Raw genomic sequence first — 12,147 nt, 5'->3', positions numbered from 1 at the left:
TCACACCACCTCGATGCCCAGCTGCGACGCGAGGATCGGGGCGAGCTGCAGAAGCTGTTCGTCATCGATGACGGCTCCGCGCAGACCGTCGGCACCGACGATCCTCGACAGGTCGAGTCCGCGCAGGTCGACGTCCTTCAGGGTCGCCCCCGGCACCTCGAGAGTGCCGATGCGGCATCCACTCAGGGTCACACGCGTCGCCCGGGCCGAGCCGAGGTCGAGCTCGTCGATCTGGCAGCCGTCGAATGCGACATCGGCGAGCACACTGCCGCGCAGGTTGATGTAGCCCAGCTTGCACTCGGTGAGGCGCACGCTGTTCCACTGGCTGTCGTAGCCCTCGAGCGAGCCGATCCGGGAGTGGCTGATCGTGACGTCGCGCAGCGTCGATGACGGCGCTGAAATTGTGGCAGCATCCGCCGATTCGATGGAGCAGTCGGTGGCCCGGATGCCGCGGCAGACGAGCCCGGATGCGTGAAGCCCGTCGAACGAGCACTCTGAAAATGTGAGGTCGGCGAGTGTGCGATCGGCGAGCGAGTCGTCGGTGAAGCTCTCGCCCTCGCGGAGGTCGCCAGCCAGAAGATCATCGAGAGTTGCCGGCTCGAGGCCGGAGAGTGCTGGAGCCTGAATACGCGGTGGATGTACGGTCACCCGGTCACACTATCTCGGTAGACTCTCTCTACCATCCACCCGTCCCTCGGAGGGTCTTTCCGTGTCACGTCCCGTCCTCCTGCCTCAGCCGCGCTCCGTCATCGAGAATGACGGCTCCTTCACGATCGGCGAAGGCACCCGCATCGTCACCGACCGCCCTGAGCTCGGCGACTATCTGGCCAGCGTGCTGCGCGAGGTGCTGGACTGCGAGCTTCCCGTGTCGACCGGCGCTGCGGCCGAGGGCGACATCGTGATTGAGATCAACGCCAGCATCGACGACCTTGAAGCCGGCACCGTTGAGGCATACCGCCTCACCGTCGATCGGCGCTCGATCATCATCGACGCTCCCGCCGATGCCGGGTTGGCTGCGGGCATTCAGACACTGCGGCAGCTGCTGCCGGCCGATGCCGGCTCTGCGGTGCCCGACCGCACCCGCGCGGAGATTTCCGCGGTGCAGATCCTGGACTGGCCGCGCTTCGCATACCGCGGTGTCATGCTCGACATCAGCCGGCACTTCTTCGGCGTCGACACGATCATGCGGCTCATCGATCAGGCGGCCGCGCTGAAGTTGAACTATCTGCATCTGCACCTCACCGACGATCAGGGCTGGCGCATCGAGATCCCGGGGTGGCCCGAACTCACGCGCTCGGGCGCCGACTCGCAGGTCGGTGGCGGGCCCGGCGGCTTCCTCACCACTGCGGATTACGAGCAGATCGTGCATTACGCAGCATCCCGGTTCATCACCGTCGTCCCCGAGATCGACATGCCGGGTCACACGAACGCCGCACTCGTGGCGTATCCCGAACTCGCTCCGGCGGGAGTGACGCCCGAGCCGTATCACGGCACCGAGGTGGGCTTCTCGACGTTCGACACGCGTTCCGAGGCGGTGTACGAGTTCATCGGTGACGTCATCGGGCACCTGGCCTCGATCACGCCCGGTCCGTACATTCACATTGGCGGTGACGAGTCGCACTCGACGACGCTGGAGGACTACCGACCGTTCATCGCCCGTGTGACACGCATGGTGACGGCGCAGGGCAAGCTGCCGATCGGCTGGCACGAGATCGGGGCGAGCGACGATCTTGCCGAGGGCACGATCGGGCAGTACTGGGGCACCCGCATCCCCGAGAACGACGAGGGTGAGCGGGCGAGTTCAGTGGCGCGGCAGGGCGGTCAGCTGATCCTCTCCCCCGCCGACGCCATCTACCTCGACATGATGCCGGAGGCCGACTTCCGCATCGGCCTCGACTGGGCGAAGGGCCCCACCCCACTTGCGGACGTGACGGACTGGGATCCAGCCACACTGATTTCCGGCGTCGACGAGAGCGTCGTGCTGGGCGTTGAGGCTCCGCTCTGGACGGAGACCGTTGAGACGGAGGACGACATCGACACGCTGCTCTTCCCGCGCCTTCTGGCTGTTGCCGACCTGGCGTGGGCGGATGCTGTCAGCGACGTCGAGTCGCGAGTGCACGCCCTTCTGCCTCGCCTCGCTGCGGCCAGCATCCAGTACGGCCCTGCCTAGCACTCACTCGTTCAACGACGCGTAGTGTGCGAGTTCTGAGAGGGCCGCACGTCGTCCCGTCAAGGCACCGGTGTCACTGCGAACCCGGCAAGCAATGCATTGATTGCCCAGTCCCAGCGCTGCGTCGGCGTGCCTGCAAGAATCTGATCTGCGTGCCCCGCCACATGCGGAGTGAGAGTCGGGTCAGCATCGATGATGGAGCGGGTGATGCGTTCGCGCTCACTGTCAGGGCGTTTCTCCGGCTCAGCGCCGGTGCGCTCCGGTGACGCGTGTTCGGCCGCGTTCGCAATGACGTAAAGAAGCAGAAGGTCCACCGCCCAGGCCGCACGGGAGGATTCCATCCCACCCTCGAGCAGCAGCCCCAGGAGGTTGTCGTACAGGATGGTCGCGTTCCTCCCAGAAGGGCGAATGATCAGCGCTGACCGCGCGAGACCCTGATACGAGAACAGCAGCGTGCGATAGTCAGCGAGAAGCTGGTGCGTCCGCTCAGCCCAATCCCCGTGCGTGGACACCGCAAGCGTACCGAGCAGGTCATCGAGGACTGCTGCGTGCAGCTCCGCTGTGTTGGCGATGTAAACGTACAGAGACGCGGGGCCCGTGTCGAGCTCCTGCGCGACTCGGCGCATCGTCGCCTTGTCCAATCCCTCTCGTCGCACGATGTCGACGGTCACCTGGATGATCCATTGCCGAGAAAGCGCTGGCTTGGACGGGCGCTCGCGGCGACTGCGGGTTGGTGCTTCGGAAGCCATGGACCCAGCGTAACGGGAACATTGAACGAACACGTCCGTTGCGAACATGTTCGTTGGAAGCTATAGTTCCAACGAACATGTTCGTAATGCGTGTGATCAGACCCGCTGCCATGCCTTGGAGGCACCCTCATGACCAACACTTCCCCCGCCGCCGTCGTGATGACGCCACTTCGCGTCCGGATGACGCTGCTCGGTGTCATGTTTGGGCTTCTGCTCTCGATGCTCGACAACTTCATCGTCGGCACGGCGGCTCCCTCGATCGTTCGCGATCTCGGTGATGCCTCGCTGCTGTCCTGGGTTGTGACCGCCTACGCGTTGACGACAGCGGTGACCACGCCAATTTGGGGGAAGTTAGGCGACTTGTTCGGACGCAAGCGCATCTTCCAAATCTCCGTTGCAGCCTTCATCGTCGGCTCCCTCCTGGCCGCACTCGCGCCGAGCATGATCCTGCTTATCCTCGCTCGCGCCATTCAAGGAATTGGCGCCGGTGGTCTCGCCGTTGGTGCGTTCGCCGTCATTGGCGACCTCGTGCCCCCTCGTGAGCGCGGGAAGTATCAGGGAATGGTGGCGATCATCGTGGCAACGGGCACGATCGGTGGCCCCCTGGTCGGGGGTTTCCTCACCGATGCTTTCGGCTGGCGCTCGGCGTTCCTGATCAACCTTCCCCTGGGAGTCCTCACCATGGCATGGGTCGCCTGGACTCTGCGGATGCCACGCGTGCAACGCAAGGCACAGATCGACTGGCTCGGCGCGGTCCTGCTCGGAATCGCCGTCAGTGCGTTGATCTTCCTCACGTCCTGGGCTGGCGATACATTCGAGTGGGCATCATGGCAGACGGGTGCCTTCGTTGTCGTGTTCGCGCTCGCATTGGTTGCTTTCGTGTGGTGGGAACAACGCGTGGCGGAGCCGCTCCTTCCTCTCGCGATCTTCCGGGAACGCAGTTTTACGATGGCTTCCATCCTGGCGTTCACCAGCGGAATCGTGGTCTTCGCCAGCGTGCTGTACCTGCCGATCTTCCAGCAGACCGTGCAGGGTGCCTCTGCTAGCTCCTCGGGACTGCTGCTGTTGCCGATGATGATCCCCGTCGTGATCGTGTCGCAGATTGCCGGGCGCCTGATGACACGCACCGGCCGATACAAGGTGTTCCCAGTGCTCGGCTCGATCGCCCTGACCGTCGGGGGTGTCCTCCTTGCCACAATGACGGTCGGGACTCCAATTGGCGCAACCGCGGCCTTCATGATCCCGATGGGCATCGGCTCTGGGCTCACCCAGCAGATGACTACTACGATCGCGCAGAACAGTGTGCAGCAGAAGGACATGGGGGCTGCCTCAGGCGCGGTCACACTGCTACGGACCATTGGCGGGTCGCTCGGCATCGCAATATTCGGATCAATCTTCACCGCGTACACCGTCGATTCTTCAACCGGCAGCGAAGGCATCGCGCAGGCGATCTCCACGATCTTTGGGGTCACCGCCGCGATCTCTGCGCTGGGCGTCGCCGCCGCATTCGCCATCAAAGAAATCCCGCTCCGTCGGGGCCCAGCCGCTGGCGCATCAGAACCGAGATCATCGTCACCGACCGGGACCAACCTCCCACCCCGTGTTGAGGCTTAGCCCGCATCGGCGGATGGACGGTGATGCAGCACGTACGTTCACATCAGCGATTGCTACAGCATCTGCTCTGCCTGGTGCCCCGGTCAACTCTTCGATACCGAACGTGTCCGACGGTGCAGTCAGCACTACACGTCGCTTCTAGCAGGTGATTCTGAGCGAGACCGGCACGAATGATCCTCCATCGTTCAGTGCGCGTGCAACCGGGGAACCAAGACTGAAATCGTGAAAAATAAAATCAAATTCCTCAGTCTCGCCGCTACCCTCGCTGCCGCGCTCGTCGCTTCAGCCTGCTCCAGCCCCGCGATGTCTGGCGAGGCACCCTCTCCGGAGTCCAATCGCGCCTTCGGCGCATACGGCACGAACGAGCAGGCTGCAGAACCGTTCGACGGGTCGATCCACAACAATACAATGGCCGTCAGTCCAGACGAGAAGGTCGCGGTGGTCTCGAACTCGCAGACCGGCAGGGTCGAGATCGTGGACTTGGAGTCCCGTTCGGTCACGTCGGAGCTCTCCGACTACGTCACCCCTCGGAACATTGTGTTTGCTCCAGACGGCGACAGCTTCTACATCTCCGACAGCACTCTCGGAGTCGTCGATAAGGTCTCACTCAGCAGCCTCGACGTCGATGAACGGTTCCCACTCGGTGCCGGGGCGTTCGGAACGGCACTAAACGCGGAGGGCGACACACTGTACGTCAATAATCAGGCGGCAGGAACAGTCACCGTCGTTGACCTCGCTGAGCAGCGAGCCTCTTCCGTCATCAGCGGATTCGCGCAGCCCCGACAAGGAGTGGTGCTCTCAGCCGATGAAGAAACTCTCTACGTCACGAACTTCAAGGGCGACAGGGTCACCGCGGTGAACACGCAGGACAACACGATCGACCACCAGGTCGAAGGCTTCAACATGGTGAGAGCGGTGAGCGTGAACAGCGACGGCACTCGACTGTACGCAGCAAATAGCGGAGAGAACACGATCTCGGTCGTCGACACCGCCACGAGTGAGACCATCGCACGCATTCCCGTGGGAGAGAAGCCCTACGGCGCTGCCCTCTCGCCTGATGACTCCATCTTGCTCTCAGGCGACCTCGAATCGAACACCGTCTCCGTCATCGATACGGCGACCAACACCGTCACGGCGACGATCGAGGGTTTCAGTGGCCCCCGACAAGCCATTAAGTTCTCCGACAACTCTGCAACAGCGTGGGTGCTGAACGAGAACCTCACCGTCAGCGAGGTTGACCTCACGGACAACACGATTTCCGGAACATCAACTCCGTCCGAGTAAAAGCACATGCTCGGTGGCGGAAGTATGCCCGCCACCGAGCATGGGACAACGACAGGGAGCACACACACGACGTGTCGCCTCTGGAGGCGACGGGCCCTCATCTTCCGACTCGCACTAGGCCCCCATCGGCCCAGGGTCCAAGCGCTCAGTCACGGGCAGAACCTGCGCAAGGACGAAATGCCGGAGCAAGGACGAAATTCGCGAAAGTGTCCTTGCTAGCGCAAGGTGCCCGTGCTTGGATGTGCGGGCGGTACGTTCGTGTACGCAGTCTCGCACCTCATCCTTGTGCGAGCGCGAGAACGCTGTGTTCGTGTTCGTGCAGGCGCGCGGACGCTCCGTAGCTGGACGCGGCGCGGCGCGGCGAATCCATGGGAGGACGCGGCGCAGCGTGTCATGCTGCACGACGGTGCAGTCGTATCCGTCCGCCCTCTCGTGTGGGCGCGACCCTGTACGTCCACCTGCGGAGCCCGCACGTCCACGTGCGGAGGGTGCAGCGCGCCCGTGTGCGCGGCAGTTCTTTGCGTGCGTGCGCCCACGCGAGAGTATTGTGCCCGAGCGCACATGCGGGCACCCAAGCGTGACAGCATCCCGGTATGCGCAAAGTGATCGATCATGATTGAAGTAACTGTGCAATAATCATCTTCACGCACAAATGAGAGGACGCGCTATGCCAGACGCCGGCGCCTTCATGGCCCAAGAACTCGCAAGTCAGCCCGAAATGTGGTCGCGCGCGATCACGCAGAAAGAGGATGCCGCGAAGCTTCCTGCTTCAGGACAGCGCGTCGCCGTGGTTGGCTGCGGAACCTCGTGGTTCATGGCACAGTCGTACGCTGCGCTGCGCGAGACCGCAGGGCTCGGCATCACCGACGCCTTCGCCGCAAGCGAGGCGTTCGTCGACCGTGACTACGACGCCATCATCGCGTTGACCCGCTCCGGCACCACGACCGAGGTCCTCGAGCTTCTGGAGCACGTGGGAGATTCCACCCGCACCATCGCAATCATCGGCGACACAGAGACGCCGATCGTCGACATGGTGAACGACGTCATCGCGTTCCCTTACGCAGACGAGAAGTCCGTCGTGCAGACCCGTTTCGCGACAACCGCGCTGACGTTCCTGCGCCACTCGACCGGTGCTGACGTCACGACGCAGATCGCCGACACCGAGAAGATCCTCACGGAAGACCTCTCCCCCGCGCTCACCGACGCCGAACAGTTCTCCTTCCTCGGCCGCGGCTGGACGACAGGCCTCGCCCACGAGGCCGCGCTGAAGATGCGCGAAGCCTCGCAGTCGTGGACCGAATCGTACTCGGCGATGGAGTACCGCCATGGCCCGATCTCGATCGCCGCACCGGGCCGCGTGAGCTGGATGTTCGGTGAGGCGCCCGCAGGGCTCGCCGACGCCGTCGCCGCCGCGGGAGCACACTTCGAAGACGCCAGCGTCGACCCGCTCGCCGACCTCGTGCGCGCCCAGCGCGTTGCCCTGGCGCGCGCCCTGAGCGCTGGGCTCAACCCCGACACCCCGCGCAACCTCACACGTTCTGTGGTCCTCGACGCATGACCGTGTCTCTCGGCCCCGGAGCACCCGTGCTCGCCTTCGATGTGGGCGGCACGGATCTCAAATCGGGGCTTGTCACGGCGGACGGAGACATCGTCGGGGTGCAGCGCACCCCGACGCCCGTCCAGCCCGAGCACACCGAGAAGGCCGTGCTCGAGACGATCACGCGCCTCGGTGCGGAGCTGCGCCAGCAGCATCCGGAGATCGACCCTCAAGCGGTCGGGCTCATCGCCCCCGGAGTCGTCGACGACGACAACGGGATCGGGCTGTTTGCCGAGAACCTGAACTGGCAGGATGTGCCGTTCCGTGACCTCACCGAGAAGGCATTCGGGCTTCCCGCATCCTTCACGCACGACGTGCGCGCGGCGGGCGAGGCCGAATACCGTCTCGGTCCGGCATCCCAGTACCGCAATGCACTCGTTGTCACGATCGGCACGGGCATCGCCGGGGCGATCTTCATCGACGGCAAGCCGTACGCCGGCGAGGGCTATGCCGGCGAGCTCGGACACTCCGTCATCGCCCCGGGCGGCGAGCCCTGCGCCTGCGGCGGCCGCGGCTGCCTCGAAGCCATTGCCTCAGCGGCAGCCATCACGCGCCGGTACAACCGGATCACCTCGGTTCCCGTGCCCGGAGCCCGCGAAGTGCTCGAACGCGCCCGGTCAGGCGACACGGATGCTGAGGCCGTCTGGATCACCGCACTCGACGCCCTCGGGCTCGGCCTGTCGCACGCAACGGCACTGCTGGCCCCGCAGGTCATCGTGCTCGGCGGCGGGCTCGCGCAGGCGGGCGATGCCCTCTTCACCCCCGTGCGCGAACGCCTCTACTCGCACCTCACATTCCACCGGCGCCCCGAGCTCATGCAGGCGAGCATCGGCCAAGACGCCGGCCTCGTCGGCGCCGCGATGCGCGCCCGTGCCATCCTGGAGACCCCATGATCATCACGGTGACTCCCAACCCCGCTCTCGACACGACGGTCACGCTCGAACGGCTGACGCCCGGAGGCACGCACCGTGTCGCTCCGGCGGCCCTGCGTGCCGGCGGCAAGGGTGTCAACGTCGCTCGCGTGCTGCACGATCAGGGCGAGGATGCTGTCGCCATCGCTCCCGTGAGTGCGACGGAGGCCGCCTTCAGCGCCGATCTCGAGCCCGTCCCGCACTCGCTCGTGGGCACGCCGTGGCCGCTCCGGCGCTCGACAGCGATCGTCGAAACCGAGACCGGAACCACGACGATCCTCAACGAGTCGGGCAACCCACAGCCGACGACCGTGTGGACGGAGATGCACGACGTCATCACCTCGCGTCTGCCCGGCGCCCGCTGCCTCGTCGTCTCGGGCAGCACCCCGCCCGAGGCCCCCGAGAGCCTCGTGGCCGACCTGATCACCGACGCACGCCACGCCGGCATCCCGACCATCGCCGACGCAACCGGCGCGCAGCTGCTCGGTGCCGCACGAGCCGGAGCCCAGGTGCTGAAGCCCAATCGCGATGAACTGCGCGACACCACGGGCGAAGCGGATGCTGTCGCGGGTGCCCGCGCCCTGCAGAGCCTCGGTGCCCAGACCATCGTCATCTCGCTCGGCGAAGACGGCATGATCGTCGTCCCTCCGGGCAACGCCCCGGTGCGGCATGCGCGTCTCGACCGTGTGCTCTCCGGCAATCCGACGGGCGCGGGCGACGCCGCCGTGGCGTCGCTGGCCGCCCACCTCGCCGCACACGAGAGCGACGTCGATGTTCTTCTGCGTCGCGCCGTCGCCTGGTCGGCTGCGGCCGTGCTCATGCCGCTGGCCGGCAGCATCCACTCGTCTCACCCCGATCTCGCCCACGACGTGACGATCACCACATTGGAGGCATCATGACTCTCACCGGCACACGCGGCATCGTCGACGACGCCGCCCGAGCGGGCACCGGAATCGGCGCGTTCAACGTCATCCACCTCGAGACGGCCGAGGGTCTCGTCGCGGCGGCCGAGCGCGCGCAGCTGCCGGTGATCCTGCAGATCTCGCAGAACTGCGTCGCCTATCACGGCGGGCTGCAGCCGATCGCACGCGCCTGCCTCGCCGCGGCCGAGGGCTCGAGCGCCAGTGTCGCGGTGCACCTCGACCACGCCGAGAGCGAGGACCTCACACGCGAAGCGATCGACCTGGGATTCGGCTCCGTCATGTACGACGGCGCGACGCTCCCCTACAACGAGAACGTCGCGGCGACCAAGCGCGTGACCGACTACGCCCACGCAGCCGGCGTCTTCGTCGAGGCCGAGCTTGGCGAGGTGGGCGGCAAGGACGGCGCGCATGCCCCCGGCGTCCGTACGGACCCGGACGAAGCCACGCGTTTCGTGGCCGAGACCGGTGTCGACGCTCTCGCCGTCGCGGTCGGGTCCTCACACGCGATGACCGAGCGCGTTGCATCGCTCGACCTCGACCTCATCGCACGGCTGCACGCGGCGCTCGATGTTCCCCTGGTGCTGCACGGCTCCTCGGGCGTCGCCGACGACGTGCTCACGCTCGCGGTGCGTGCCGGAATGACAAAGATCAACGTCTCGACGCACCTGAACGGCATCTTCACTGGTGCGATCCGCGAATTCCTGACCCGGAACCCCGCTGTCGTGGACTCGCGCAAATACCTTGCACCCGCGCGCGACGCCCTCTCGGCGGAAGCCGAACGGTTGCTGCGGCTGTTCGCTCTCGCCTCGGATGAGTCGCCCCAATGAACCGCTCAGAACGGCTCATGGCCATGCTCGATCTGCTCGCCGAGAACGGGCAGATCGATGTCGATGACGTCGTCGACGCCCTCAACGTGTCTCCCGCGACGGTGCGCCGTGACCTGGATACCCTCGCCGAGCAGAATCTGCTCACCCGCACGCGCGGAGGTGCCGTCGGTCACTCAGTTTCGTACGACCTGCCGCTGCGCTACAAGCGCGGGCAGCGCGCCGACGAGAAGACGGCGATCGCACGTGCGGCGAGCGACCTGGTGCGCCCGGGCAGCGTCGTCGGGCTGTGCGGCGGAACCACATCGACAGCCGTGGCCAGCGAACTCGCCGCACGCGGGGACCTCGCCGACGCGCAGGGAGACGCCGGGCTCACGGTCGTCACCAACGCCATCAACATTGCCTCGCAGCTCGCGCTCCGGCCGCACATCAAGGTCGTCGTCTCGGGAGGCGTCGTGCACGCCCGTTCCTACGAACTCACGGGGCCCTACGCTGACGAGATGCTCGGCAAGCTCAGCATCGACATCGCCTTCATCGGCGTCAACGGCATCGATGCCGAGCAGGGCGCCACGGTGCACGACGAGGGCGAGGCGCGTGTCAACCAGCTGATGGCCGAACGCGCGACGCGGGCCGTGATCGTGGCAGACTCTCAGAAGATCGGTCGCCGAGCTTTCGCCTCGGTCGCGCCGATCGACTCCTTTGACATGCTCATCACCGACTCGGGGGCGAGCACCGAGACCATTGCCGCGTTTGAGAAGCGCGGCATCGACGTGAGGATCGCCGAATGACCGTCATCATCCACTCTGCCCGGCTCGTCACCGACGGACGCATCACCGAGCAGGCATGGATCGAGATGACGGATGCTGTCGTGACAGCGACAGGCACGGGTGACACGTGGCGCGAGCGCACCGCGGCTGCCAGCGGGGACACTGACGGCGACGGCACTCCCGCGGGCAGCGTCGAGGTCGTCGATGCCGCCGGAGACTGGCTGACCCCCGGGTTCATCGACATTCACGGGCACGGCGGAGGTGCGGCCGCCTACGACGACGGCGCTGAAGCCATCGCCACCGCCGTCGCGGTGCACCGCGCGCACGGAACGACACGATCGGTGCTGTCGCTCGTGACAGCATCCGTTGCCGATCTCGCCGAGCGCGCCGCGGTGATCGCCGAGCTGACAGCATCCGACCCGCTCATTCTCGGCTCACACCTTGAGGGCCCGTTTCTCGACGCCGGGCACAAGGGTGCGCACACGGCCGAGCTGCTGATCGCGCCCACGCCTGCCGATATCGACACACTGCTGGCCGCGGCCGACGGCACGCTGCGGCAGATCACCATCGCCCCCGAGCTCAACGGCGGCCTCGACGCTGTCCGCACGTTCTCGAGCGCGGGCGTGCGCGTCGCCGTCGGGCACACCGATGCCGACTACGAGACGACGCTCGCCGCGTTCGATGCGGGCGCAACGCTGCTCACTCACGCCTTCAATGCCATGAACGGCATTCATCACCGCAAGCCGGGACCTGTGATCGCGGCGCTGGGCAGCAATGTGAGCCTTGAGATCATCAATGACGGAACGCACGTGCACCCCGATGTGGTGCGGATGCTGTTTGGCGAGGCTCCCGGTCGGGTCGTCATGATCACTGACGCGATGGCCGCCGCAGGCGCTGCTGATGGCGCCTACACGCTCGGTGGGCTGGATGTGACGGTGCGAAACGGCGTCGCGCGGCTGGATGACGGAAGCGAGACGGGCGGGTCAATCGCCGGGTCGACGCTGCTGCTCGACGATGCCGTCAAACGGGCAGTCACCGATGTCCGCGTGCCGATCGAACAGGCAGTGGATGCTGTCACGGGGGCTCCAGCCCGGGCGCTCGGCCTCGACGGCACTCTCGGCAGCCTGCGCACCGGCTTCGCCGCCGACGCTGTGCTGTTGAACTCAGAGCTCACGGTGCGCGGCGTCTGGGCACACGGCGCGCGGCTGCGCTGACAGCTGCGACGCGCTGCCCGCAGGGCCGGCGAATTCCGGTCAGCAGTCGGTGCGCGACGTTGATCACGGCGTCGTGACCGAGAGGTGATGCACG

11 protein-coding genes are annotated in these 12,147 nt (G+C 65.9%); 9 read left to right on the top strand and 2 right to left on the bottom strand.

Translation table 11 applies throughout. The annotated features are described in order from the left end of the window. A complete protein-coding gene (locus OK352_RS05525; protein ID WP_265140451.1) occupies positions 1 to 648 on the bottom strand; it encodes a pentapeptide repeat-containing protein in 648 nt (215 codons plus the stop codon). Between the two features lie 61 nt (positions 649 to 709). Here OK352_RS05525 and OK352_RS05520 point away from each other — a divergent pair, with 61 nt between their 5' ends. Further along, positions 710 to 2,170, top strand: a complete 1,461-nt coding sequence (locus OK352_RS05520; RefSeq protein ID WP_265140450.1) for a beta-N-acetylhexosaminidase — start codon at positions 710 to 712, stop codon at positions 2,168 to 2,170. A gap of 59 nt (positions 2,171 to 2,229) precedes the next feature. Here the strand turns inward: OK352_RS05520 and OK352_RS05515 are convergent, their stop codons facing one another. Then, on the bottom strand, positions 2,230 to 2,919 hold the full coding sequence (locus tag OK352_RS05515) for a TetR/AcrR family transcriptional regulator (protein ID WP_265140449.1): 690 nt from the start codon (positions 2,917 to 2,919) through the stop codon (positions 2,230 to 2,232). Positions 2,920 to 3,048: 129 nt separating this feature from the next. On the opposite strand from OK352_RS05515, the gene OK352_RS05510 reads away from it, so the two are divergent. The 8 genes from OK352_RS05510 (at position 3,049) to nagA (ending at position 12,053) form a co-directional block, all read left to right on the top strand. Beyond that, the gene (locus OK352_RS05510) at positions 3,049 to 4,533 is read left to right on the top strand and encodes an MDR family MFS transporter (protein WP_265140448.1); all 1,485 of its coding nucleotides are present in this window, start codon (positions 3,049 to 3,051) and stop codon (positions 4,531 to 4,533) included. A 222-nt stretch (positions 4,534 to 4,755) separates the two neighbouring features. Continuing rightward, complete coding sequence (locus OK352_RS05505) at positions 4,756 to 5,817, top strand: YncE family protein (RefSeq protein ID WP_265140447.1); 1,062 nt, start codon at positions 4,756 to 4,758, stop codon at positions 5,815 to 5,817. Between the two features lie 667 nt (positions 5,818 to 6,484). Continuing rightward, positions 6,485 to 7,375: an SIS domain-containing protein gene (locus tag OK352_RS05500; RefSeq protein WP_265140446.1), complete on the top strand. Its 891-nt coding sequence runs from the start codon at positions 6,485 to 6,487 to the stop codon at positions 7,373 to 7,375. Further along, the gene (locus OK352_RS05495) at positions 7,372 to 8,307 is read left to right on the top strand and encodes an ROK family protein (RefSeq protein ID WP_265140445.1); all 936 of its coding nucleotides are present in this window, start codon (positions 7,372 to 7,374) and stop codon (positions 8,305 to 8,307) included. The genes OK352_RS05500 and OK352_RS05495 overlap by 4 nt, the downstream gene beginning before the upstream one ends. Then, positions 8,304 to 9,224, top strand: a complete 921-nt coding sequence (locus OK352_RS05490) for a 1-phosphofructokinase family hexose kinase (RefSeq protein ID WP_265140444.1) — start codon at positions 8,304 to 8,306, stop codon at positions 9,222 to 9,224. The genes OK352_RS05495 and OK352_RS05490 overlap by 4 nt, the downstream gene beginning before the upstream one ends. Next, positions 9,221 to 10,075 (top strand): class II fructose-bisphosphate aldolase, encoded by an 855-nt coding sequence (locus OK352_RS05485; protein ID WP_265140443.1) that lies wholly within the window; start codon positions 9,221 to 9,223, stop codon positions 10,073 to 10,075. Before OK352_RS05490 ends, OK352_RS05485 begins: the two co-directional genes overlap by 4 nt. Further along, positions 10,072 to 10,860, top strand: coding sequence for a DeoR/GlpR family DNA-binding transcription regulator (locus tag OK352_RS05480; RefSeq protein ID WP_265140442.1), 789 nt, complete (start codon positions 10,072 to 10,074; stop codon positions 10,858 to 10,860). Before OK352_RS05485 ends, OK352_RS05480 begins: the two co-directional genes overlap by 4 nt. Further along, positions 10,857 to 12,053, top strand: a complete 1,197-nt coding sequence (gene nagA / locus OK352_RS05475; RefSeq protein WP_265140441.1) for an N-acetylglucosamine-6-phosphate deacetylase — start codon at positions 10,857 to 10,859, stop codon at positions 12,051 to 12,053. The genes OK352_RS05480 and nagA overlap by 4 nt, the downstream gene beginning before the upstream one ends. Positions 12,054 to 12,147: the final 94 nt, after the last annotated feature.

Source organism: Microbacterium sp. MPKO10, assembly GCF_026107415.2.
Lineage (GTDB): Bacteria > Actinomycetota > Actinomycetes > Actinomycetales > Microbacteriaceae > Paramicrobacterium.
The sequence above is the reverse complement of the archived record's forward strand: the minus strand, read 5'-3'. Positions and strand labels throughout refer to the sequence as shown.

Excerpts from the sequence above, each read along its gene's own strand:
- OK352_RS05480 (WP_265140442.1), top strand. The coding sequence starts at position 10,072 with ATGAACCGCTCAGAACGGCTCATGGCCATGCTCGATCTGCTCGCCGAG.
- OK352_RS05485 (WP_265140443.1), top strand. The coding sequence starts at position 9,221 with ATGACTCTCACCGGCACACGCGGCATCGTCGACGACGCCGCCCGAGCG.
- OK352_RS05500 (WP_265140446.1), top strand. The coding sequence starts at position 6,485 with ATGCCAGACGCCGGCGCCTTCATGGCCCAAGAACTCGCAAGTCAGCCC.
- OK352_RS05490 (WP_265140444.1), top strand. The coding sequence starts at position 8,304 with ATGATCATCACGGTGACTCCCAACCCCGCTCTCGACACGACGGTCACG.
- OK352_RS05495 (WP_265140445.1), top strand. The coding sequence starts at position 7,372 with ATGACCGTGTCTCTCGGCCCCGGAGCACCCGTGCTCGCCTTCGATGTG.
- OK352_RS05515 (WP_265140449.1), bottom strand. The coding sequence starts at position 2,919 with ATGGCTTCCGAAGCACCAACCCGCAGTCGCCGCGAGCGCCCGTCCAAG.
- nagA (WP_265140441.1), top strand. The coding sequence starts at position 10,857 with ATGACCGTCATCATCCACTCTGCCCGGCTCGTCACCGACGGACGCATC.
- OK352_RS05510 (WP_265140448.1), top strand. The coding sequence starts at position 3,049 with ATGACCAACACTTCCCCCGCCGCCGTCGTGATGACGCCACTTCGCGTC.